This is a genomic window from Exiguobacterium antarcticum DSM 14480, assembly GCF_000685865.1.
Taxonomy (GTDB): Bacteria; Bacillota; Bacilli; order Exiguobacteriales; family Exiguobacteriaceae; genus Exiguobacterium_A; species Exiguobacterium_A antarcticum.
This window is the reverse complement of sequence record NZ_JMKS01000003.1, coordinates 302,784-324,816: the sequence shown is the minus strand read 5'-3', so window position 1 is coordinate 324,816 and position 22,033 is coordinate 302,784. Positions and strand designations below refer to the sequence as shown.

The window sequence follows — 22,033 nt, the reverse complement described above, 5'->3', positions numbered from 1 at the left end:
TCATGAGGAGTCGAATCATACATTGCAAGTGTCGGAAATGGAAATGTTGATTACGTTATCGGAAGAATTGAACATGCGAAGAGCAGCGGAACGTCTTTTCGTCTCACAACCGGCCCTCAGCCAACGACTAGTGGCAATCGAGCGACGCTGGGCGACGAAACTCTTCATTCGTTCGTCTCGTGGATTGAGTATCACGCCTCAAGGGGAAAAGGTCATCGGACTTGCAAAAGAGATGAACCGAAAAGAGTTGGAACTAAAAAGTGAACTGACCGCAGAAGAAGGAGCCGTCTACGGGACGCTCCGAATCGCCGTTGCCTCGATCATGGGGCAGTACTGGCTCCCCCGTGTCCTAAAACGGTTTGTCGAACGGTACCCCCATGTGCGGATCCAACTCGTCACGGGGTGGTCGAGTGAGATGATGCGTCATATGTTAGAAGAACATTTTCACATCGGCATCATCCGAGGAAATCCGGACTGGAAAGGCGTGAAGGAACGCCTGTTTTCTGATCCATTGTATCTTGTTGATAGCGAACTGACATCATTAGAGCAACTCCGGAAAACAGAACGTCCTTTCATTCAGTTTAAGAGTGACTCGACATATTACCAGGAAATTTTAGAATGGTGGCAAGATCGCTTTTCGAGTCCACCAGCCCGGACACTTGTCGTCGATCAAATCGAGACATGTAAGCAGATGGCTCTCCACGGAATTGGATTTGCTATCTTACCGGAATCGACGATCCACGAAGCGAATGAAGTGATGCAAATTCCACTCAAAACATCATCCGGGAAAATTCTAAAGCGGGACACATGGATTCTATCAACGGAATCGATGCTGGAATTAAAACAGGTCCAGGCGTTTTGGGACATCGTAAAAGAAGAAGGAGGAAGTCAGTCAGATGGAATACGCAATTGAAATGCGCCGCGAACTTCATAAAATACCGGAACCTGGATTCAAGGAGTTCAAAACGCAAGCTTTCATTTTAAATCAAATCCGGTCCTATCCGGAAAATCGAGTCAGCTATGATACGTTCGAGACGGGCGTATTCGTTCGGGTCAAAGGATTAACAGGGAACCGGACAATTGGCTATCGTGCGGATATTGACGGATTACCGATTGAAGAAGCGACCGGACTTCCGTTTTGCTCAGAGCATCCAGGGTTCATGCATGCATGTGGACATGATATCCATGCCTCGATTGCGCTTGGATTACTGAGAAGGATCGTGGAACTTCCTGTCATGGATGATGTCGTCTTCTTGTTTCAGCCGGCGGAAGAAGGACCAGGTGGGGCTGAACCGATGATCAAAAGTCCGTTATTCGAAAAATATCGACCGAGCGAAATGTACGGTTTACATGTTGCACCAGAATATCCAGTTGGAACGATAGCCAGTCGCCCAGGTGTTTTATTTGCAAGTGCACGCGAAGTCCACATTACGATTTATGGGCAAAGTGGTCATGCGGCGTTCCCGCACTTGACCATCGATACCGTCGTCGCGCAAGCGGCTCTGATCATGCAATTGCAGACAATTGTCAGTCGATCGATCAATCCGATGAACTGTAGTGTCATTACGATTGGCAAGGTCGAAGCGGGCATTCGGGAAAACGTCATCGCTGGTCGCGCCTTACTCGACGGCACGATGCGTGCCCTAAACGGCACGGACATGGAGAAATTAGAACAACGTGTACGGGAAATCGTTCGCGGTATCGAAGCCTCGTTTGGTGTCAAAATCGATCTACAGTTCGGCAATCGGTATTATGAAGTCGTTAATGATCAAAATGTCGTCAATAAATTTTCGTCATTTGTGAAGATGAACGCAACGTACATCGAATGCGATGCTGCGATGACAGGAGAAGATTTCGGATTCATGTTAAAAGAAGTGCCGGGGATGATGTTTTGGCTTGGCGTCAACAATGCGACGTCTGGACTGCACCAGCCGACGCTCAATCCGGATGAAGAGGCCATCCCATTTGTGATCAACTTGTTGGATCATTACTTCAGAGAGTATGTCTAAACAAAATACGTGACAAGCTGCCCTTTATTCATGAAAAAACGGATAAAGGGCTTTCATTTTATGGAATGGAACAGTTTTCGAACGTTTTGTGAAATAAATCACGAGTATATGTGAACAATTTGTTACATCAAACATTAAGAACAGACACAAATGATTATGTTCTCTATGATACGGATATAAACAATATATAGAAGTACGTTTAGAAAGAGGGGGCTATACACATGTTCAATGATCCAGTAATGCTCAGTCGATTATTGACAGGGCTCACATTAGCATTCCACATCATCTTTGCGACGATTGGGGTAGGGGTTCCATTGATGGTACTCGCAGCCGAGTACATCGGAATTAAACGAAAAGATCCAGATTATATTCTGTTAGCTCGACGCTGGACGCGCGGTTATATCGTAACGGTAGCAGTAGGTGTCGTGACAGGAACCGCGATTGGATTGCAGTTATCACTTTTATGGCCTTCCTTGATGCAAGTAGCCGGTCAAACGATTGCGTTGCCATTATTCATGGAAACGTTCGCGTTTTTCTTTGAAGCGATTTTCCTGGGGATTTATCTGTATACATGGGATCGATTCAAAAACCCGTGGTTACACTGGTTAATCGGGATTCCGGTCGTCATCGGTGCGACATTGTCGGCATTTTTCATTACGACGGTCAACTCGTTCATGAATTCACCAGAAGGATTTAAAATCGTCAATGGGACATTGACACAAATCGAACCATTAAAAGCGATGTTCAATACGGCGACACCAACAAAAGCGACGCACGTCATCGTTTCCGCTTATTTGACAGTCGCCTTTATCTTAGCGGCGATTGCAGCGTTCCATTTACTACGCAAAAAAACGTTGTCTGCAGCTGAAACGGCATATCATAAAAAAGCACTTCGCTTAACAGTCATGGCTGGATTGATTTTTGCCTTCTCAACAGCACTCGTAGGTGATTTCTCAGGGAAATACCTGGCGAAATACCAACCAGAAAAATTAGCAGCAGCGGAGTGGCATTTTGAAACGACTAGCGAAGCCGAATTGATATTTGGTGGTATTTTAGATGAACAAGCTGATGGAAGTTATGAAATCAAAGGTGCAGTCAAGATTCCATACGCGTTATCGATTCTCGCAGGTGGGGCACCGGATACGGAAGTCATCGGATTAAATGAGTTTGCAAAAGAAGATCAAGCTCCACTGTTTGTCCATTATTTCTTTGATATCATGGTATCAATCGGAATGTATTTGGCGGCGATCTCAGCCTTGTTCGTCTTAGCGTTCCGCCTTAAGAAATTGAATCCGTATAACAAGTGGTTATTACGTGGTATTTTCATTGGTGGACCACTCGCCATCGTCTCGATCGAAGCCGGTTGGATGTATGCGGAAATCGGACGCCAACCATGGACACTCTATGGGATTATGAGAACGGCCGATGCGGCGACGACGTCAACCGCCGTCGGACCAATGCTCATCTTATTCAGTTTGCTTTACCTGTTGCTTGGAACGATCTGTACGATCGTCCTGCTCCGGATGTTTAAAAATAATCCTGTCGGCAAAGAACTCGCGGATGACCATCATACACGTGGTGAAGCGATGTTTGCAGACGACAATAAATAAGGAGGGAACGAGTTGGACATTCAAACACTTGGAATAACCGTACTTTGGACGTTCCTTTATGGATATCTCATCGTTGCCTCAATTGACTTCGGTGCCGGTTTTTATGCGTTCTATTCAAAATATACGAAACGGGATCATCTGACGAACCGTTTGATTTTACGTTACCTTTCGCCAGTCTGGGAAGTGACGAACGTCTTTTTCGTCTTCTTCTTTGTCGGACTCGTCGGGTTTTTCCCGGATACGGCGTATTATTATGGAACAGCTTTACTTGTTCCAGCATCAATCGTCTTAGTCTTGATCGCTATTCGCGGTAGTTTTTATGCCTTTGCGAACTATGGCTCAAATGACAGCATGTTCTATACGTTCTTATACGGAGCAACCGGACTGTTGATTCCGGCTGCGATGTCAACGACGCTGACGATCAGTCAAGGTGGTTTTATTCGTAAGACAAACGAAACGGTCGAGTTCCTCGGAACGAAACTGTTCACGAACTTTTATTCCTGGACGGTCGTCGCACTTGCGATTGTCTCCGTCCTTTACATCAGTGCCATGTTCCTCTTGTTTTATGCGGACAAGGCGAAGGATGAGAATGCCACACCGCTCATTCGGAAATGGGCATTGTTTTGGAGTATTCCAACCATCGTCGTCTGTGCGTTAGTCTTCTTCGGTTTAAAAAATCAAGCGGCCTGGCATTATGAAAACATCTTAAATGGTAACTGGTGGTGGTTCGCGGCAAGCTTCTTATTCTTCTGTGTTGCCGTCACACTTGTTTATTTGAAAAAAAATTATGGTATTGCCTTTATCGCCGTCATGGCACAGTACGGAGTTGCCTGGTTCGGATATGGTTATACGCATCTGCCGTATATCCTCTATCCGTATATCGATATCAATAAAGCTGTCGTAAACGAAACGATGGCGACGGCACTTGTTGTCGTCTTCATCTTTGGACTCCTCTTATTGATTCCAGCCTTGTACTTGATTCTTCGCTTATTCTTATTTGATAACGACTATGTCAGTGGAAAAAAAGCCAAGTGACGTATCCAACAAATCGCATCATACGGACGTGTAATCCTTTCAGTGGATTACGCGTTTTTTTGTTGATCCTGACGTGGATTTCGCCATCCCGTATGAATGGAAACCCCATCGTCAATACGTTCGTAGTATTTTAGAAGTGAATCAGTTACACTACTACTGAAGCAGAATTGTGAAGGAGAGCTGACCATGAATGGAGAGTTTGCAGTAATCGGTTTAGGACGGTTTGGGGGATCGATTGTCCGGGAATTATCGAAGAATGGATATGATGTGTTAGCGATTGATTCAGATGAGGAACGTGTCAACGAATACATGGGAATTGCCACGCATTCGGTCATTGCTGATACGACCGATGAGAATGTCTTGAAGAGTCTTGGGATTCGAAATTTTGACCATGTCATCGTTGCGATTGGTGAAAACATCCAAGCGTCGATTTTGACGACGTTGATTTTAAAAGAACTTGGCGTACAATCGATTACCGTCAAGGCGACGAATGATTACCATGAAAAGGTTCTACGAAAAATCGGAGCGGACTTCATCGTCCATCCGGAGCGCGATATGGGAGTCCGGATTGCAAACGGATTGATGAGTTCGAATATTTTGGACTACCTTGATCTCTCACAAGAGTTCTCCATCGTTGAGATTAAAGTCAGTGACCGGATGGCGAATCAAACGTTGATTGATCTGGATCTACGAAGTAAGTATGGTGCAAACGTCGTGGCGATCAAACGTGGTGAAAATGTCATGATTTCGCTTCAGGCAGACGAACTGATCGAAAAAGGTGATTATCTTGTCGTCATCGGTGAGAATGATGACTTGGATCGATTAGAACGCGCCATTCACAAAGTGAAAAATTGAAAACAAAAAAAGGCTGAGGAGCTGTTCCTCGGCCTTTTTAGTCGTGATTCAAATCAATTGAAACTCTTTTAATCCATGGGCGATGCCATCTTCTAGTATGTGTTTGGTGACAAAATCAGCTGCCGCTTTTGTTTCAGCAAGCCCATTGCCCATCGCGATACCTGTTCCGACGTAGCGTAACATCTCTAAATCGTTTAAGGCGTCGCCAAACGCAAACGTATCTTCACGTCGTATGTTCGTCAGTTTCAAGAATTGTTTGATACCATCTGCTTTTGACGAACCGACATTGATGACATCCATTGCGTGAGGATGCCAACGAATGAAGTCGAATGCTTGATAGTTTTGGACGTATTCAGCTTCTTCTTCTGCTGTACAGTAGACGAGCGTTTGAAAGACGTCATGCGTCAAAAATGCCTGTTCATGAAAAGCGGGTAAGGGAATATCGAGTTTTCCTAATGATTCTTGGACCAACTGGTCAGAAGGTTTCGTTGAGAATCCTTGATTTTCCCCTAGATAGACAAGCGTATGTCCATTTTTATGTGCTCGAGCCGTCAAGTGTTCAAGATCTGCAGTCGGTTGGGGCCGTTTATAGATGATTTCATTTTGATGGACAACGATTTGTCCGTTATAACCAATGATCGTGTCGATGTTAAGTAGTTCACGTACACCTGACAACATTGCGGGACCACGTCCTGTCGCGATGGCGACATACACGCCATTTTCTTGTAATTGTTTGATTGCTAGTTTGGTCGACTCGGGAACGAAATGACCATCGTGAAGTAAGGTTCCATCGATATCGAAAAAGACGACTTTCTGATTTGCCATGGTTTCACCTTCTCTTTTTAATTGGCTGTTCAGCCGGATACATGTGGAATTATAGCATAGCGTTGACGTTTACGCAGACCTTGGATTAGGAATAGGATGAAAAAATAGTAGGATATCGTGTATACTAATCTAAGGACAAAAAACAATGGACTGATAAGGAGTTGCTAAACATGATTTTTAAAGTATTTTATCAACCGCTTCGTTCGGAAGCCCCGGTACGGGAACGGACAGAAGTAATGTACGTTGAAGGAGAGAACATTCGTGAAGTGCGAACAGCGATTGATCATCTCATCAAAGACATCAATGTTGAATTCATCCGTGAAGTAAGTGGAGAATTCCTCGAGTATGAACAACTGAGTCCGGATTACAAGGTTGAAACGTTCGCATGAAGTTCGTTAAAAACCATCAAGCAGCCGTATTCGCACTCGGCGGTTTAGGAGAAATCGGGAAAAACACATACGTCGTTCAATTCCAGGACGAAATCATCGTCATTGATGCTGGTGTCATGTTCCCGGAAGATGAATTGCTTGGGATTGATTATGTCATCCCGGATTATACGTACTTGATCAAAAACAAAGAGAAAGTAAAAGGTGTCTTCATCACCCACGGTCACGAAGACCATATCGGCGGTCTGCCGTTTTTACTCAAGCAAGTCAATCTACCGATTTATGCAGGAAAGATTGCGCTTGGTCTCATTAAAGTGAAGCTTGAAGAACATGGCTTGTTACGGACGACTGAACTTCATGAGATCGATGAAGATTCAATCATCAAGTTCCGCAAAACGAGTATCTCGTTTTTCCGGACGACACACTCGATTCCAAACTCGTTTGGAGTCGTCGTCAAGACGCCACAAGGAAATATCGTCCATACCGGTGACTTTAAGTTTGATTTCACACCTGTCGGAGAACCTGCTGACTTAACGAAGATGGCGGAACTCGGCAAGGAGGGTGTCCTCTGTCTGTTATCTGATTCAACGAATGCAGAGATTGAAGGCTTTACAATGAGTGAGCGCGTGGTCGGGGATACGATCTCAAACATCTTCCGTAAAGCAGAAGGTCGCATCATCTTCGCGACCTTTGCCTCAAACATCTATCGTCTGCAACAAGTTGTCAATGCGTCTGTCGAAGCTGGTCGAAAAATCGTTGTCTTCGGACGTAGTATGGATAAAGTCATGATGATTGGGCAGGAGCTTGATTTCATCAAAGCACCAAAAGGCACCATCATCGAACCAAATGAAATGAAACGGTATAAGTCAAACGAATTAACGATTCTTTGCACCGGATCACAAGGGGAACCGATGGCAGCACTTAGTCGGATCGCAAACGGGACACACCGCCAAATTTCAATCATTCCGGATGATCTCGTCATCTTCTCGTCGTCTCCGATTCCGGGGAACGTCGTCTCAGTCGGTAAAACGATTAACCAGCTCTATAAAGCAGGTGCAGACGTCATGTACGGGAAGTTAAATGATATCCATACGTCGGGTCACGGTAGCCAGCAAGAACAGCTATTAATGCTTCGTCTGTTGCAACCAAAATACTTCATGCCGATCCACGGTGAGTATCGGATGCTCAAGAAACATATGTCGCTTGCGATGGACGCTGGTGTTCCGGAAGAAAATTGTTTTGTCATGGATAATGGTGAAGTCTTGGCGCTTGATGCCAATGCGGCAGCCATCACTGGGAAAATCCAAGCAAATGCCGTCTATGTAGATGGAAAAGGAATTGGAGATATTGGGAATATCGTCCTGCGTGACCGCCGTATTCTTTCAGAAGAAGGACTCGTCGTCGTCGTCGTGACACTGGATTCGAAAACCAATCGTCTCGTTTCCGGACCGGATATCATCTCACGCGGATTCGTCTATATGCGCGAATCAGGAAACTTGATCAAAGATGCTGAACGCCTCTTGAAACGGTCACTTGAACAGTCGCTTGCGAATCGTAACACAAAATGGACGGACATCAAGCAAGTCATCAACGACACGTTGACACCTTATTTGACAGAAAAAACACAACGTCATCCGATGGTCATGCCGATCATCATGGAAGTATAAATCAAAAAAGACATTTCCACATCGTGGGAATGTCTTTTTTTGAGGGGGAACCCCGCTTAGAGCGGTGATCCGTAGTCCTTAAATGGTTCTTTTGCATCGATGCGGTCATAAAACATGACTCCATCTAAGTGATCGTATTCATGTTGGCAAACCACGGCTTTTAATCCCTTTAATCTTAATTTTATGGGATTTCCGTTATGATCGATGCCAGACAGGGTAATACGCATATAGCGTGGCACGTGACCTTCCACTTCACGGTCAACGGATAAACATCCTTCACCGCCGGCTAAATACGTTTGTTCCACGGAGTGGCTGATGATTTTAGGATTATAGATTCCGAACTCGAGTAAGTCCTCTCCATCCTGTAGGCGAACCGCGAACATCCGTTTATTGACCCCGATTTGAGGTGCAGCTAATCCGATCCCGCTACGCAAATCATATTTTTCTGCTAACTCATCGTCTTGACTGTTGGATAAATACTCCATCATGAGACGCATCGTTTCTTTATCTTCCTCACTGAGTGGGAAGGTAACATCGACCGATCGTTCGTGAAGTGAAGGTACATCTTCTCGAACGATCTCATTCATGGTAATCATGAACAGCCCCCCTTTCATCTAAAAAAATTATAGCATAACAAAGGAGGAATATTAATAACTAACACAGGGGTAGATAGTTGAATAGTACAGAAGTGACAACGTTCTTATAATGTGATTGATTTCACAAGAGGGTTTGCTAAAAAAAATAAAACATTTCCTTTGATTTTATAGGTGTTAGAGTTTTATACTTGTAACGTAATGAACAAGACATGCATTCATGTCTCGTCATGTTAATACAGTTTACTCAACTGGATAGGTACACAGATATATGTTCAAGAAAAGGTCATACGGGACTTCATTTTTTGAACACTATTCGTATGTGAGCAAGTCAGTCAGAGGAATATTTCGCTGAGCACAGTGAAAGGATGAGGTGAAAAGATGAACTTAAACATGTTTAAAAACGTGGAAGAAAACTTTGAAACATTCCGCATTCTGGATGAGAAAGGTGAAGTCGTCAACAAAGACGCGATGCCAGATCTTTCAGATGAAGAACTTACGGAATTAATGCGTCGTCTCGTCTACACACGTATTTGGGACCAACGTGCAATCTCACTCAACCGTCAAGGACGTCTTGGTTTTTATGCGCCAGTCGCAGGACAAGAAGCTTCAATGATCGGTACACAATTTGCATTAGATAAAGATGATTGGATTCTTCCTGGATACCGTGATATTCCACAGATGGTCTTCCATGGTTTCCCACTTTATAAAGCGTTCTTGTTCTCTCGTGGACACATTACAGGTGGTAAGATTCCTGAAGGTGTCAACGTCTTAATGCCGCAAATCATCATCGGTGCACAAATCGTGCAGGCTGCTGGTGTTGCGCTCGGTCTTAAGAAAAGTGGCAAAAAACAAGTTGCGATCACATACACAGGTGATGGCGGAGCGTCACAAGGTGATTTCTACGAAGGTATGAACTTTGCTGGAGCGTTTAAAGCACCTGCAATCTTCGTTGTCCAAAACAACCGTTTTGCGATTTCGACACCGGTTGAAAAACAATCGATGGCGAAAACAATCGCGCAAAAAGCTGTTGCAGCCGGTATCAACGGAATCCAAGTTGACGGTATGGACGTTCTTGCGGTTTACGCAGCAACAAAACAAGCACGCGTCGAAGCACTGAACGGTGTACCGACATTGATCGAAACACTAACATATCGTTACGGACCACATACACTTGCTGGTGATGATCCAACACGTTACCGTACAAAAGATATGGACGATGAGTACCAAGCACAAGATCCACTCGTTCGTTTCCGTGCCTTCATGGAAACAAAAGGTCTTTGGAACGAAGACAAAGAAAACGAAGTGATCGAACAAGCGAAAGCGGACGTAAAAGAAGCGCTTGCTCAAGCAGATAAAGAACCAAAACAAAAAGTAACAGACTTCATCAACGTGATGGCTGAAAAGTTACCACAAAACCTGCAAGAGCAGCTTGATGAGTATACAGCAAAGGAGTCGAAATAACCCATGGCACAAATGACGATGATCCAAGCGATCACTGACGCAATGCGCGTCGAGATGAAACGCGACGAGCAAGTTCTCTTGTTCGGTGAAGACGTCGGTAAAAACGGTGGGGTATTCCGTGCGACAGAAGGTCTTCAAGACGAATTAGGCGAAGACCGTGTCTTCGATACACCACTTGCCGAATCTGGTATTGGTGGTCTTGCAGTCGGATTCAGCTTAACTGGTTTCCGTCCAATCATGGAAATCCAATTCTTTGGTTTCGTATTCGAAGTATTTGATTCTGTAGCGGCACAACTCGCACGTTTACGTTACCGTTCAGGCGGCACGTACAATGCACCTGTCACAATCCGTTCACCATTCGGTGGTGGCGTTAAGACACCTGAGCTTCATGCAGATAACTTGGAAGGATTAATGGCTCAGTCACCAGGACTTAAAGTCGTCATCCCTTCAACTCCATATGATGCAAAAGGTCTTTTGATTGCTTCCATCCGTGATAACGACCCAGTTGTTTTCCTTGAGCACATGAAACTATACCGTTCATTCCGCGGCGAGGTACCAGAGGGCGATTACACGATCGAACTCGGAAAAGCTGACATCAAACGTGAAGGTACGGATGTTACAATCGTGACGTACGGTGCAATGGTTCACGCGTCACTTAAAGCAGCTGAAGAACTCGAAAAAGAGAACATCAGCGTTGAAATCATCGACTTGATGACAATCAGCCCGATCGACATCGACACAATCGTTGCGTCAGTCAAGAAAACGAACCGTGTTGTCGTCGTTCAAGAAGCACAAAAACAAGCAGGTGTGGCTGCAATGGTCGCAACTGAAATTCAAGAGCGCGCAATCCTTGATCTTGAAGCACCAATCCTTCGTGTGACGGCTCCTGACACGATCTTCCCGTTTGCACAAGGTGAAGATGCATGGCTCCCAGACCACAAAGATATCGTTGAAAAAGTGAAAACAGTTTACAATTTCTAAGCGTATATCGGAGAAAGGAGAGAGGCAATTCTCTCCTTGCTTCCGTTTTAAAGATAACAATCGACTTTGAAGAGTGAAATAAAAGGAGGCTAATTCAAATGGGTTTATTTGAATTCAAATTACCAGATATCGGTGAGGGTATTCATGAAGGTGAAATCGTAAAGTGGTTCGTTAAAGCAGGCGACACAATCAAAGAAGATGATATCCTTCTAGAAGTCCAAAACGATAAAGCTGTCGTTGAAATCCCGTCACCAGTTGACGGTACTGTCAAAGAAGTAAAAGTAGACGAAGGTGTTGTTGCCATTGTTGGCGACGTGTTGATCACGTTCGAAGTTGAAGGCGAAGGTTCTGCTCCTTCTGAAGAAGCGGTCGAGCAGCCTAAAGCGGCAGATAATGCGAAAGATGTCCAAGACACAGACAAAAAAGTCGAAGACAAACCAACAGAAGTCCAAATCCATAAATCAGAACGCGTCATCGCGATGCCATCAGTACGTAAGTACGCACGTGAAAAAGGTGTCGACATCCGCGAAGTTCAAGGTTCTGGTGACAACGGTCGTGTCGTCAAAGAAGACATCGATGCATTCGCAAACGGTGGACAATCTTCAACTGCACCAGCAGCAGAAGAAAAAGCACCAGCTGCACAAGCTTCAGCTGCTAAATCTGAAGTGAAACCGTATGTCGCAGCTCAACCCGAGCTCGAAACGCGTGAGAAGATCAAAGGAATCCGTAAAGCGATTTCAAAAGCAATGGTTAACTCGAAACACACAGCACCACACGTAACGTTGATGGATGAAGTAGACGTGACGAATCTTGTGGCTCTCCGTAAAAACTTCAAAGAAGTTGCGGCAGCACAAGGTACGAAATTGACTTACCTTCCGTTCGTCGTCAAAGCGTTGACAGCAGCAGCTAAAAAATACCCTGCGATCAATGCATCAATCGATGACGTGAACGAAGAAGTCGTTTACAAAAACTACTTCAACATCGGTATCGCAGCAGATACAGACAATGGTCTTGTTGTTCCTGTCGTCAAAGATGCAGATCGTAAATCGATCTTCGCATTAGCAGACAACATCAATGATCTTGCTGGTAAAGCACGCGAAGGTAAATTGTCTGGTGAAGAGATGAAAGGTGGATCAATCACGATCACTAACATCGGTTCTGCTGGTGGACAATGGTTCACACCTGTCATCAACCACCCAGAAGTAGCTATCCTCGGTATTGGCCGTATCGCTGAAAAAGCGGTTGTTAAAAACGGTGAAATCGTTGCAGCACCAGTACTCGCATTGTCATTCAGCTTTGACCACCGTCTCATTGATGGTGCTACAGCACAAAACGCGCTTAACTTGGTTAAACGTTTGTTGAACGACCCACAACTTCTCATTATGGAGGGATAAGCAATGGTAGTAGGTGAATTCGCACAAGAAACAGATTTACTCGTAATCGGGGCTGGCCCTGGTGGTTACGTCGCTGCAATCCGCGGTGCGCAACTTGGACTTAAAGTAACAGTCGTCGAACGTGAAAACGTCGGTGGTGTGTGTTTGAACGTCGGTTGTATCCCGTCAAAAGCATTGATTACAGCAGGACATAACTTCCAACATGCAAAAGGTTCGGATTCAATGGGAATCACGTCTGAGAACGTTGCAGTCGATTTCTCTAAAGTTCAATCTTGGAAACAGTCCGTTGTTAACAAATTAACTGGTGGCGTTGGTGGCCTTCTTAAAGGTAACAATGTTGAGACAGTCGTAGGGGAAGCGTACTTCCAATCTGAAGATACAGTCCGTATCATCAACGAAGATTCTTCAACACCTTACAAATTCAAAAAATGTATCATCGCAACAGGTTCGACGCCAATCGAACTTCCAGCGTTCAAATGGTCAAAACGTGTCCTTTCTTCAACAGGCGCATTGAACCTTCCTGAACTTCCGAAAAAACTCATCGTCATCGGTGGCGGATACATCGGAATGGAACTTGGTACAGCGTATGCTAACTTCGACACGGAAGTTGTCATCTTAGAAGGTACAAAAGATATCCTTTCTGGTTTTGAGCCGGCAATGACACAAGTCGTCAAGAAAAAGCTCAAACAAAAAGGAAACATCACGATTCACAACGAAGCACTTGCACAAAGTGTCGAAGAGACAGAAGAAGGCGTGAAAGTCACGTTTGAAGTCAAAGGTGAAACACAAACTGTTGAAGCGGATTACGTCCTCGTCACAGTTGGTCGTCGCCCGAACACATCTGATCTTGGTCTTGAAATGGCAGAAGTTAAAGTCAGCGAACGTGGACTTGTTGAAATCGACGATCAATGCCGTACGTCGAACGAAAACATCTATGCAATCGGTGACATCGTTCCTGGACCACCACTTGCGCACAAAGCTTCATTCGAAGCTAAAATTGCTGCAGAAGCTGCTGCTGGACATCCGGCTTACCTTGATTACAGCGCAATTCCTGCTGTTGTCTTCACGGATCCAGAACTTGCAACAGTTGGTTATACAGAAGCACAAGCAAAAGAAGAAGGTCTTGATTACCTCGCTTCTAAATTCCCATATGCTGCGAATGGTCGTGCGCTTGCGCTCAACGAGCCAGATGGCTTCTTGAAAATGATCACGCGTAAGTCTGACAATCTCTTGATTGGTGCTCAAATCGCTGGTACAGGTGCATCTGACATGATCGCTGAGATGGGACTCGCAATCGAATCTGGAATGACTGCGGAAGATATCGCTTTGACAATCCATGCGCACCCTTCACTCGGTGAAATCGCAATGGAAACAGCTGAAGTGGCTATCGGAAGCCCAATCCACATCATTAAATAAGTTGAAAACCCTTAAGCGGAGAGCCGACCGCTTAAGGGTTTTTTTGTCGAATCGTTTAGATTGCTGTAAAAGCAGGAAAAGAATAAAAAAGAAAGGATGGGACACGATGGAACCTCAATTGTCACCATTAGAAGAACTGTATCATGTCTCAGAAATCGATAAAGTTCGATTCATCGGCGTGACGACGGAACATGCGCGGTATGATTTTGGCGTTGTCTTTACGGGTCAGTTTTTCGGTAAGATGTTAGTCGTCAGCTTGAGTAGTGGACGAGCGGCTTTACTGGATCACGAAGATGTCCTGGATGACGAGGCGTTGCATCGCTTACTCGATGTCGACCCAATCGATACAAGTGTTGTCGGTGACTTTTTAGCGACCCTTTTGCCCTATGTCCCAAGTTATGAACAGGCTGATTAAAAAATCACGCAGTGCATACGCACTTGCGGGGTTTTTACGGTAGTTCTGATTACCGAATGGCATTGGATTGTTGAATGACTTTGATCGTCTCAAGCGTATGATCTTCTAATCCTTGTACAGGCAGACCAGCTTCAATGTTTTCTTTGATATACGCTAGATTGTCCGTCGTAATCATTTCACCTGGAATAAAAATCGGGATTCCGGGTGGATACACCATCATGAATTCTGCCGAAATCCGACCGACGGCGTCTGCGAGCGGAATTGTTTCCGTCTCCTCATAAAAAGCATCGCGTGGACTGAGCGCAAGTGCAGGGATGTCTGGTAAGACGATGGAATGAGAAATGGTTTTTGATCCTGTATCACGATGACGCTCTACCAGTTCAGCCATTCCTGTCAGCAAAGCGTCAATCGTTTCTTCTGAGTCACCAGACGTGATGATCAGTAAAATATTGTTCAAATCAGATAGTTCCACTTCGATGCGGTGTTCGTCGCGTAAAAACTCTTCGACGAGATGGCCGGAAATACCAAGTCCTTTGACGGAAATCAACACTTTTGTTGGATCAAAGGCGAACGTTGCACTCGAATGCAAATCGGACTCCCCAAAAACAGCAAGGTAAGGGAGTTTCGCTAAGCCCATCCGCATCCGGGTAGCAAGTTCAAGTGCACGACGGTTCATCGCCTCACCGTTGATCGCGAGGTGACGACGGGCACAGTCGAGTGATGCTAATAACAAATAAGAAGTGGAAGTCGTCGTCAGCATCGAGAGGACGGCTTGGACTTTGTCTGGCGAGACAAGACCACGTCGGACGTTCAAGACGGAGCTCCCTGTCAAAGACCCACCTAATTTATGAACACTCGTTGCTGCAAGATCAGCACCTGCTTGCATCGCAGATAACGGCATATCATCATGGAATGCGATATGAACGCCGTGGGCTTCGTCGACAAGCACCGGTATCCCTTTGCTATGAGCAAGGGAGACGATACTTTCTAGGTCACCTGCAACGCCGAAATATGTCGGGTTGATGACGAGGACAGCTTTTGTATCTGGGTGGAGGCTGAGTGCACGTTCGACCGCACTTGGCGTAATGCCATGCGCGATACCAAACATTTCATCAAACTCAGGGTGAATGAAAATCGGGTGCGCTCCAGAAAGAACGATAGCCGACATGACCGATTTATGCACATTTCGAGGAACAAGGATTTTGTCGTCGGGACCAACGACACTCATGATCATTGCCATGATTGCTGTTGAGGTTCCTTGAACAGAGAAAAATGTTTCGTCTGCATGAAAGGCTTGGGCCGCAAGACGATGGGCATCTTTGATGATTCCTTTTGGATGATGGAGATCATCGAGCGGAGCGATATTGATCAAATCGATATCGAGCGCGTTCTGACCGATGAATGATCGAAAAGCAGGATCCATTCCTTGACCATTTTTATGACCAGGAATATGAAATTGAATTGGTTGACGTTTCGCATGCGCAAGTAACGCATCGAATAAAGGTGTATCGAGCTGTGTTAAGCTTTTTGTTTGCACCAGATTTCCCCCCTTAAAACCGAATAAAAATACAATCAAACAAGCTAACTATAACAAGTTTTCATGAGGTTGCAACTGTTTTATCTTCGATTTCGTTGTAAAATAGGAAGCGTCAAGAAAGGAAGTGTCATAATGGCAGTCAATTATCCGATTAATTCGGACTGGTCGACAGAAGAAATCGTTACAGTCATTCATTTTTTTAATGTCGTAGAAGAGGTCTACGAAAAAGGGGTCGACCGCGGTGTTTTTTTAAATGCTTATCAAGCTTTTAAAACGATTGTCAATTCAAAATCAGAAGAAAAACAATTGGACCAGTTTTATTTCGAAGAGACCGGATGTTCAAGTTATCGGGCCGTACAACAAGCTAGAAAACAAGAACAGTCCCTCTTACGTTTGAAAAAATAAGAAGTGTAGATCTAAAAAAATAGTGAGAACTTCAAACTAATTTTTGAGAGCGGCTTTTCCTCCTGGGTTTCTAGGGGAAAGAGCTGCTTTCTTGTTTAGAAAAAACAAAAACTGGTTATATACTACATACAAGACGATATCGTACAACTGTAAAAATTAAAAATAGATCCTTTACATCTAAGTTAAATCGTACTATTATGGATTCAATCCACTAATTAGTCGCAATTGTCTGATAACTGAGTCAGTTTTTTATCCCGCGAAGGAGTGTGGTTACTGTGAAACAAGTAATAGAAGCATACAAAAGAAAAGATGCAGAAAAACGCATTCCTGTATTGCGCCTTGAAATCGATTATGAACTTGCGACGTTGCACGATGCGATCGTAGCGAGTGATATGGAAGCAATGGGTGCGAGTAAGGAACGCCTTGAGAAATATCGTCAAGAGATGGTGCGTCTTGAAGCATAAACAAGGTTGTCCCTATTAAAAATAAAATAACCTAAAATAAAATAATGCCATGATCAACCAGCGAAACTTTTCGTTGGTTGATTTTTTTTGTTACTATTACAGTAGAACGATCTTGAACAGACTGAAGGGGTGAGATAGATGCAAGGGATTGAGTTACATGCAATCGATCTAATGAAACGGGCAGGTAAGTATATCCGCCAAAAAATGGATCAGGCGTATCATATAGAAGAAAAAACGAATAAAAGTGATCTTGTCACGGAAATTGATCAACATGTCGAAGATCTATTGATCAAGGGCATCCTAGATAAATATCCGGATCATCTCATTTATGGCGAAGAAGGGCGAATAGCACGTCCGGAGACATTGGACGGAACGATTTGGTTTGTTGATCCGATTGACGGGACGATGAACTTCATTCGTCAAAAACGTCTATTTGCGATTTCAATCGCCATCATGGTGGAGGGTGAGTTACGGTATGGATTTGTCTATGATGTGATGGCAGATGAGATGTTTCACGCCATCAAAGGGCAAGGGGCCTATGAAAATGGGATCCGTCTTGCTCCTCTTGTCGAGCGGCCGGTCAAAGAAGCGATTGTCTGTATGAATGCGACATGGGTGACGGCGAATCGTCGGATTGATCCGGCATTGCTTGCCCCACTCGTTCGGGATGCAGTCGGGACGCGGGCGGTTGGCGCAGCTTCTCTTGAATTGGCGTGGATTGCTGCCGGTCGGGTAGATGGCTATATTACGATGCGGAACATGCCGTGGGATTATGCAGGTGGTCAAGTGCTGATCGAAGAATTAGGTGGACGTGTTGGAACGATCGAGGGGGACGCGATGACATTTCTTGAACAGACAAGTGTTCTTGCAGGAAGTCACGTGTTTGTTTCCGACGTGTTGACGTATGTTCAAAAATAAAACGCCCCAGGAGGACGTTTTAAGCTTGTTTCCGGAGACGGGCTTTTAAGACGAAACCAAGCCCCATCGTACCGATCGTCAAAAGGAATGAGACGAAAATCATGACTACATTTTGTTCTGCGATAAAAATACCGATTGCAGCCATCGAACCAACTGCGATGATGGCTAATAGTAGAAAAAGAATCCGCATCTGTCGTTTCCCCCTCGATTTACATGAGTACATCTTTAGTTTAGCGTGAATCGTAGACAATGAAAAGGCTTTCGCTGTCAGCTTAAATCGAAGTGATTGCCAACTACTGGTCAACCTGTGCTATACTCATAAAGTTGACCGAAAGTATTAGTGGATTATTTAAATGAACAGAAAGAGGTACACACCTATGACAACAGTAGTAAGAAACGATTTACGCAACGTCGCGATCATCGCCCACGTTGACCATGGTAAAACGACACTCGTCGATGAGCTTTTAAAACAATCTGGAACATTCCGTGCGAATGAACTAGTCGAAGAACGCGCAATGGACTCAAATGATATCGAGCGTGAGCGCGGAATCACGATCCTTGCTAAAAACACAGCAATTGATTACAAGAATACACGCATCAACATCGTTGATACACCAGGTCACGCCGATTTCGGTGGTGAAGTGGAACGGATCATGCGTATGGTGGATGGCGTTATCCTCGTCGTTGACGCACGTGAAGGCTGTATGCCACAAACACGTTTCGTCTTGAAAAAAGCACTCGAGCAAGGGTTACAACCAATCGTCGTCGTCAACAAAATTGACAAGCCGATGGTTCGCCCACTCGAAGTTGTTGACGAAGTTGTCGATCTTTTGATTGATCTTGGTGCAGACGAAGATCAACTCGAATTCCCAGTCGTTTATGCATCGGCAGTTAACGGCTCAAGTTCATTTGACCCTGAACTTGAAAACCAAGAAGATACAATTACAAACGTTCTTGACTTGATCCTTGAACATACTCCGGCTCCTGTTGATAACAGCATGGATCCATTACAATTCCAAGTTACGATGCTTGACTACGATAACTACCTTGGTCGTATCGGAGTGGGACGTGTCTTCCGTGGAGAAATCAAAGTTGGAGATAGCGTTTCGCTTTCTAAACTTGATGGATCAATCAAAAACTTCCGTGTAACGAAACTATTTGGTTACTTCGGTCTAAAACGTGTCGAAATCGAAGCAGCGAAAGCTGGAGATTTGATCGCGATCGCAGGGATGGAAGACATCAACGTTGGTGAAACGGTTTGCCCGACTTCACACGTCGATCCACTCCCATTGCTTCGTATTGATGAGCCGACTCTTCAAATGACGTTCATCGTCAACAACTCGCCATTCGCTGGTCGTGAAGGTGACCTCGTCACTTCGCGTAAAATCGAAGAGCGTCTTGAAAAAGAGCTTGAAACAGACGTTTCGCTTCGGATCGAAAACACAGATTCACCAGACCGCTGGATCGTATCTGGCCGTGGTGAGCTTCACCTCGGTATCTTGATTGAAAACATGCGCCGTGAAGGATACGAAATTCAAGTATCTAAACCGCAGGTAATCATCAAGGTTGAAGACGGCGTAAAAGTTGAGCCGTTCGAGCGCGTTGTCATTGATACACCTGAAGAGTATACAGGTGGTGTCATGGAATCGATCGGTCTCCGTAAAGGTGAACTGACGAACATGCAAACAATGGATAACGGACAAACAAAAATGGAATTCATCGTCCCTTCACGTGGATTGATTGGATACCGGAACGAATTCTTGTCTGCAACACGCGGATACGGAATCATGAACCACACATTCGAAGAATACCGTCCGTTCATTAACGCGGATATCGGTGGACGTCGTAGCGGTGTTATGGTTTCAATCGAAGCTGGTAAAGCGACTGCGTACGCGATCTCTGCACTCGAAGACCGCGGAACGATCTTCATCGAGCCAGGCCTTGAAGTATACGAAGGAATGATCATCGGGGAATGTAACCGTGACGTCGATCTCGCCGTTAACGTCGTTAAAGCCAAACAGTTGACGAACATGCGTGCATCTGCGAAAGATACAACAAACGTTCTTAAACGTCCACGTGTCTTCTCACTTGAAGAATCATTAACATTCTTGAATGAAGATGAGTATTGTGAGATTACACCACAATCTGTTCGTCTTCGTAAGCAAGTCTTGAACAAGAACGAACGTGAAAAGCAAGACAAGCGTCGTCGTCTTGGTAAAGACTGAGCTCTTAACACGTAAGGGGGACTGGCAATGACTGCACAACCTGCCGTTGCGTCTGATTTCTCGAAATATGATATTCCTGCCGTCGCGAAGTTAGTCGGCGTAGGAAGTGACCCGAATAATCTAAGTGCTGGTTTTAATGCGCTGATGATTACGGTCGTCATCTTGACGTTAATCGTTTTTAAATTAGGTTTTGCGAAAGAGTTAGCGTGGTGGAAATCACTCATTGTCTATCTGCTGTTGGCTGTCTTCTCTGCAGCCTTAACACTTGTCTTTTGGACATGGCCGATTCCTGAAGTCTTGCTTGCGATGGTCGTCATTCTCGGAATCTATCGGTTCCGGATGTGGATGGTCAAACGAGAACGAGAACGAACCGCTTCTTGATCGACAATACGAATAATCGAAAGTCCGTCTTCTTCATGGAGACGGACTTTTTTTGTGTGAAATGAAGGGAAAGGTCATGCATGTTCAAATTCAGGAATAGTTTGCAAGCAGTTTGGGGAAAAAACAATAAGGGGGGATAAACATGAAAAACCGAATCTGGGGCATTCCATGCGGTCTCGCAGTCGTGTTAGCAGGATGCTCAGAGCCCGTAGAACAAGATTCATCATCGGTTCCAAAAACATCGGAATCGGTTAAGAGTGACGTCGTGTTCAAGGATTTACGTGCACCTTGGAATATCGAGAAAAATCAGGAAGTTTTTTATATCACAGAGCGCAACGGCGCCATCGTTAAAGGAACTAAAGATGATTATGTCCGCATGAACCTTGATTTAAAGGAACAGGTCGTTGCCGAGGGGGAAGGTGGATTGTTAGGGATGGCACTTGATCCGGACTTTACAGACAACCAGACGGCTTACATCTACCATACGTATGAGAAAAATGGATCACTTTTGAATAGAATCATTGCGATTGTCGAACAGGACGGCATCTGGAAAGAACAACGTGTGTTACTCGATGCGATTCCTGGAGCGTCAATCCATAATGGTGGGCGGATTGAAATCGGGCCGGATGGATTATTATACGTAACGGTCGGAGATGCAGCCGTTCCGGAAAATGCACAGAAGTTATCTTCTTTATCTGGCAAGATTTTACGGATGAAGTTGGATGGACGTGCTGCTTCAGGAAACTTACAAGACTACGTGTACAGTTACGGCCATCGAAATCCTCAAGGGTTGGTTTTTTTCAATCAGACGTTATATGCTACGGAACACGGACAGAGTGGACATGATGAAATCAACCGAATTGAAACCAAAAACTACGGTTGGCCGCTGATTGAGGGGACGGAGAAACAACAAGGACTCGTGACACCGTGGTATGAAGTCGGTGAACAGTCGGTCGCGCCAAGTGGGGTGGCTGAGTTGGGTGGGAAATTGTATTTTGGGACTCTTGTTGGTCAGAGTCTTCGTTCAATCGAGACGTCAACGGCTCAAGTAGAGCAAGTCGTATCGGATCGAGGGCGAATTCGGGACGTGATGACAGATGGGAAGCAGCTCTATTATGTGACGAATAATACAGATGGGCGAGGTAACCCATCAGACGGGGACGATGTCCTCATTCGTCTCGAACTGTAAAAAAGCTACTTTGATATACAAAGTAGCTTACCATCTTTTTTTCGTCGTCGGCCATGTAGGGTACAGCTTAAATTGACCTGTTTCTTGCCGAGCAAGGGTACGTTGTGTGACCCGCTCGTGGCATTCATCACATATGTAGATGCGGACTGGTTTGTTACGCAGCCTTTTTGCCGTAAAGGACCAGTCGTCGATGGTTTCTCGTTTATCACAAATTGTGCATTTGACACGCATTGGAGGTCCTCCTCTTTTTTTCTTAGTATATCA

The 22,033-nt window shown here is 44.9% G+C and carries 23 protein-coding genes; 18 read left to right on the top strand and 5 right to left on the bottom strand.

What is annotated here, in order from left to right:
* The first annotated feature begins 22 nt into the window (after positions 1-22).
* From P404_RS0102730 to P404_RS0102710, 5 genes are all read left to right on the top strand, one after another.
* Positions 23-913, top strand: a complete 891-nt coding sequence (locus P404_RS0102730; protein ID WP_014970822.1) for a LysR family transcriptional regulator — start codon at positions 23-25, stop codon at positions 911-913.
* Positions 897-2,009 carry an N-acetyldiaminopimelate deacetylase gene (locus P404_RS0102725; protein WP_014970821.1) on the top strand — a complete coding sequence of 371 codons (1,113 nt, stop codon included), beginning with the start codon at positions 897-899 and terminating at the stop codon, positions 2,007-2,009. Before P404_RS0102730 ends, P404_RS0102725 begins: the two co-directional genes overlap by 17 nt.
* A gap of 221 nt (positions 2,010-2,230) precedes the next feature.
* A complete protein-coding gene (locus P404_RS0102720; protein ID WP_014970819.1) occupies positions 2,231-3,619 on the top strand; it encodes a cytochrome ubiquinol oxidase subunit I in 1,389 nt (462 codons plus the stop codon).
* Positions 3,620-3,631: 12 nt separating this feature from the next.
* The gene (locus P404_RS0102715) at positions 3,632-4,654 is read left to right on the top strand and encodes a cytochrome d ubiquinol oxidase subunit II (RefSeq protein ID WP_014970818.1); all 1,023 of its coding nucleotides are present in this window, start codon (positions 3,632-3,634) and stop codon (positions 4,652-4,654) included.
* 186 nt (positions 4,655-4,840) lie between these two features.
* Positions 4,841-5,509 (top strand): potassium channel family protein, encoded by a 669-nt coding sequence (locus P404_RS0102710; protein ID WP_012370886.1) that lies wholly within the window; start codon positions 4,841-4,843, stop codon positions 5,507-5,509.
* A gap of 48 nt (positions 5,510-5,557) precedes the next feature.
* Here P404_RS0102710 and P404_RS0102705 read toward each other — a convergent pair whose 3' ends face one another.
* On the bottom strand, positions 5,558-6,334 hold the full coding sequence (locus P404_RS0102705) for a Cof-type HAD-IIB family hydrolase (RefSeq protein ID WP_014970817.1): 777 nt from the start codon (positions 6,332-6,334) through the stop codon (positions 5,558-5,560).
* Positions 6,335-6,504: 170 nt separating this feature from the next.
* On the opposite strand from P404_RS0102705, the gene P404_RS0102700 reads away from it, so the two are divergent.
* Both P404_RS0102700 and rnjA read left to right on the top strand, forming a co-directional pair.
* Positions 6,505-6,723 carry a DNA-dependent RNA polymerase subunit epsilon gene (locus tag P404_RS0102700; RefSeq protein ID WP_014970816.1) on the top strand — a complete coding sequence of 73 codons (219 nt, stop codon included), beginning with the start codon at positions 6,505-6,507 and terminating at the stop codon, positions 6,721-6,723.
* The gene (rnjA, locus tag P404_RS0102695) at positions 6,720-8,387 is read left to right on the top strand and encodes a ribonuclease J1 (RefSeq protein WP_014970815.1); all 1,668 of its coding nucleotides are present in this window, start codon (positions 6,720-6,722) and stop codon (positions 8,385-8,387) included. Before P404_RS0102700 ends, rnjA begins: the two co-directional genes overlap by 4 nt.
* A 56-nt stretch (positions 8,388-8,443) precedes the next feature.
* Here rnjA and def read toward each other — a convergent pair whose 3' ends face one another.
* Positions 8,444-8,983 carry a peptide deformylase gene (gene def / locus P404_RS0102690; protein ID WP_014970814.1) on the bottom strand — a complete coding sequence of 180 codons (540 nt, stop codon included), beginning with the start codon at positions 8,981-8,983 and terminating at the stop codon, positions 8,444-8,446.
* A 378-nt stretch (positions 8,984-9,361) separates the two neighbouring features.
* Between def and pdhA the strand changes: the two genes are divergently transcribed.
* The 5 genes from pdhA to P404_RS0102665 all read left to right on the top strand — a co-directional run bounded on the left by pdhA (position 9,362) and on the right by P404_RS0102665 (position 14,650).
* Positions 9,362-10,444 (top strand): pyruvate dehydrogenase (acetyl-transferring) E1 component subunit alpha, encoded by a 1,083-nt coding sequence (gene pdhA, locus P404_RS0102685; protein WP_014970813.1) that lies wholly within the window; start codon positions 9,362-9,364, stop codon positions 10,442-10,444.
* Between the two features lie 3 nt (positions 10,445-10,447).
* Complete coding sequence (locus P404_RS0102680; protein ID WP_014970812.1) at positions 10,448-11,425, top strand: alpha-ketoacid dehydrogenase subunit beta; 978 nt, start codon at positions 10,448-10,450, stop codon at positions 11,423-11,425.
* A 98-nt stretch (positions 11,426-11,523) separates the two neighbouring features.
* Positions 11,524-12,819: a dihydrolipoamide acetyltransferase family protein gene (locus P404_RS0102675; protein ID WP_026829915.1), complete on the top strand. Its 1,296-nt coding sequence runs from the start codon at positions 11,524-11,526 to the stop codon at positions 12,817-12,819.
* A 3-nt stretch (positions 12,820-12,822) separates the two neighbouring features.
* Positions 12,823-14,235 (top strand): dihydrolipoyl dehydrogenase, encoded by a 1,413-nt coding sequence (lpdA, locus tag P404_RS0102670; protein WP_014970810.1) that lies wholly within the window; start codon positions 12,823-12,825, stop codon positions 14,233-14,235.
* Positions 14,236-14,341: 106 nt separating this feature from the next.
* Positions 14,342-14,650 (top strand): SAV0927 family protein, encoded by a 309-nt coding sequence (locus P404_RS0102665; protein ID WP_014970809.1) that lies wholly within the window; start codon positions 14,342-14,344, stop codon positions 14,648-14,650.
* Positions 14,651-14,699: 49 nt separating this feature from the next.
* Here the strand turns inward: P404_RS0102665 and P404_RS0102660 are convergent, their stop codons facing one another.
* Positions 14,700-16,187, bottom strand: coding sequence for an aminotransferase class I/II-fold pyridoxal phosphate-dependent enzyme (locus tag P404_RS0102660; protein WP_014970808.1), 1,488 nt, complete (start codon positions 16,185-16,187; stop codon positions 14,700-14,702).
* A gap of 132 nt (positions 16,188-16,319) precedes the next feature.
* Here P404_RS0102660 and P404_RS0102655 point away from each other — a divergent pair, with 132 nt between their 5' ends.
* The 3 genes from P404_RS0102655 (at position 16,320) to P404_RS0102645 (ending at position 17,974) form a co-directional block, all read left to right on the top strand.
* Complete coding sequence (locus P404_RS0102655) at positions 16,320-16,592, top strand: UPF0223 family protein (protein WP_026829914.1); 273 nt, start codon at positions 16,320-16,322, stop codon at positions 16,590-16,592.
* A 275-nt stretch (positions 16,593-16,867) separates the two neighbouring features.
* A complete protein-coding gene (locus P404_RS0102650; protein ID WP_014970806.1) occupies positions 16,868-17,056 on the top strand; it encodes a hypothetical protein in 189 nt (62 codons plus the stop codon).
* Between the two features lie 138 nt (positions 17,057-17,194).
* Positions 17,195-17,974: an inositol monophosphatase family protein gene (locus P404_RS0102645; RefSeq protein WP_014970805.1), complete on the top strand. Its 780-nt coding sequence runs from the start codon at positions 17,195-17,197 to the stop codon at positions 17,972-17,974.
* 19 nt (positions 17,975-17,993) lie between these two features.
* Here P404_RS0102645 and P404_RS18480 read toward each other — a convergent pair whose 3' ends face one another.
* Positions 17,994-18,164, bottom strand: coding sequence for a DUF5325 family protein (locus P404_RS18480; RefSeq protein WP_160166512.1), 171 nt, complete (start codon positions 18,162-18,164; stop codon positions 17,994-17,996).
* 187 nt (positions 18,165-18,351) lie between these two features.
* Between P404_RS18480 and typA the strand changes: the two genes are divergently transcribed.
* From typA to P404_RS0102625, 3 genes are all read left to right on the top strand, one after another.
* Entirely contained in the window at positions 18,352-20,199 is a 1,848-nt protein-coding gene (typA, locus tag P404_RS0102635) for a translational GTPase TypA (RefSeq protein ID WP_014970803.1), read from the top strand.
* Positions 20,200-20,226: 27 nt separating this feature from the next.
* Entirely contained in the window at positions 20,227-20,580 is a 354-nt protein-coding gene (locus P404_RS0102630; protein WP_014970802.1) for a YlaH-like family protein, read from the top strand.
* Positions 20,581-20,722: 142 nt separating this feature from the next.
* Positions 20,723-21,769, top strand: a complete 1,047-nt coding sequence (locus P404_RS0102625) for a PQQ-dependent sugar dehydrogenase (RefSeq protein WP_026829913.1) — start codon at positions 20,723-20,725, stop codon at positions 21,767-21,769.
* Between the two features lie 27 nt (positions 21,770-21,796).
* Here P404_RS0102625 and P404_RS0102620 read toward each other — a convergent pair whose 3' ends face one another.
* The gene (locus tag P404_RS0102620; protein ID WP_026829912.1) at positions 21,797-22,000 is read right to left on the bottom strand and encodes a YlaI family protein; all 204 of its coding nucleotides are present in this window, start codon (positions 21,998-22,000) and stop codon (positions 21,797-21,799) included.
* Between the last annotated feature and the right edge of the window lie 33 nt (positions 22,001-22,033).

Bases quoted from the DNA above. Each gene is read 5' to 3' on its own strand.
- pdhA (WP_014970813.1), top strand. From the start codon at position 9,362: ATGAACTTAAACATGTTTAAAAACGTGGAAGAAAACTTTGAAACATTC.
- P404_RS0102720 (WP_014970819.1), top strand. From the start codon at position 2,231: ATGTTCAATGATCCAGTAATGCTCAGTCGATTATTGACAGGGCTCACA.
- P404_RS0102625 (WP_026829913.1), top strand. From the start codon at position 20,723: ATGAAAAACCGAATCTGGGGCATTCCATGCGGTCTCGCAGTCGTGTTA.
- P404_RS0102705 (WP_014970817.1), bottom strand. From the start codon at position 6,334: ATGGCAAATCAGAAAGTCGTCTTTTTCGATATCGATGGAACCTTACTT.
- P404_RS0102665 (WP_014970809.1), top strand. From the start codon at position 14,342: ATGGAACCTCAATTGTCACCATTAGAAGAACTGTATCATGTCTCAGAA.
- P404_RS0102700 (WP_014970816.1), top strand. From the start codon at position 6,505: ATGATTTTTAAAGTATTTTATCAACCGCTTCGTTCGGAAGCCCCGGTA.
- P404_RS18480 (WP_160166512.1), bottom strand. From the start codon at position 18,164: ATGCGGATTCTTTTTCTACTATTAGCCATCATCGCAGTTGGTTCGATG.
- P404_RS0102645 (WP_014970805.1), top strand. From the start codon at position 17,195: ATGCAAGGGATTGAGTTACATGCAATCGATCTAATGAAACGGGCAGGT.
- def (WP_014970814.1), bottom strand. From the start codon at position 8,983: ATGATTACCATGAATGAGATCGTTCGAGAAGATGTACCTTCACTTCAC.
- rnjA (WP_014970815.1), top strand. From the start codon at position 6,720: ATGAAGTTCGTTAAAAACCATCAAGCAGCCGTATTCGCACTCGGCGGT.
- typA (WP_014970803.1), top strand. From the start codon at position 18,352: ATGACAACAGTAGTAAGAAACGATTTACGCAACGTCGCGATCATCGCC.
- P404_RS0102710 (WP_012370886.1), top strand. From the start codon at position 4,841: ATGAATGGAGAGTTTGCAGTAATCGGTTTAGGACGGTTTGGGGGATCG.
- P404_RS0102620 (WP_026829912.1), bottom strand. From the start codon at position 22,000: ATGCGTGTCAAATGCACAATTTGTGATAAACGAGAAACCATCGACGAC.
- lpdA (WP_014970810.1), top strand. From the start codon at position 12,823: ATGGTAGTAGGTGAATTCGCACAAGAAACAGATTTACTCGTAATCGGG.
- P404_RS0102675 (WP_026829915.1), top strand. From the start codon at position 11,524: ATGGGTTTATTTGAATTCAAATTACCAGATATCGGTGAGGGTATTCAT.
- P404_RS0102725 (WP_014970821.1), top strand. From the start codon at position 897: ATGGAATACGCAATTGAAATGCGCCGCGAACTTCATAAAATACCGGAA.
- P404_RS0102655 (WP_026829914.1), top strand. From the start codon at position 16,320: ATGGCAGTCAATTATCCGATTAATTCGGACTGGTCGACAGAAGAAATC.
- P404_RS0102630 (WP_014970802.1), top strand. From the start codon at position 20,227: ATGACTGCACAACCTGCCGTTGCGTCTGATTTCTCGAAATATGATATT.
- P404_RS0102680 (WP_014970812.1), top strand. From the start codon at position 10,448: ATGGCACAAATGACGATGATCCAAGCGATCACTGACGCAATGCGCGTC.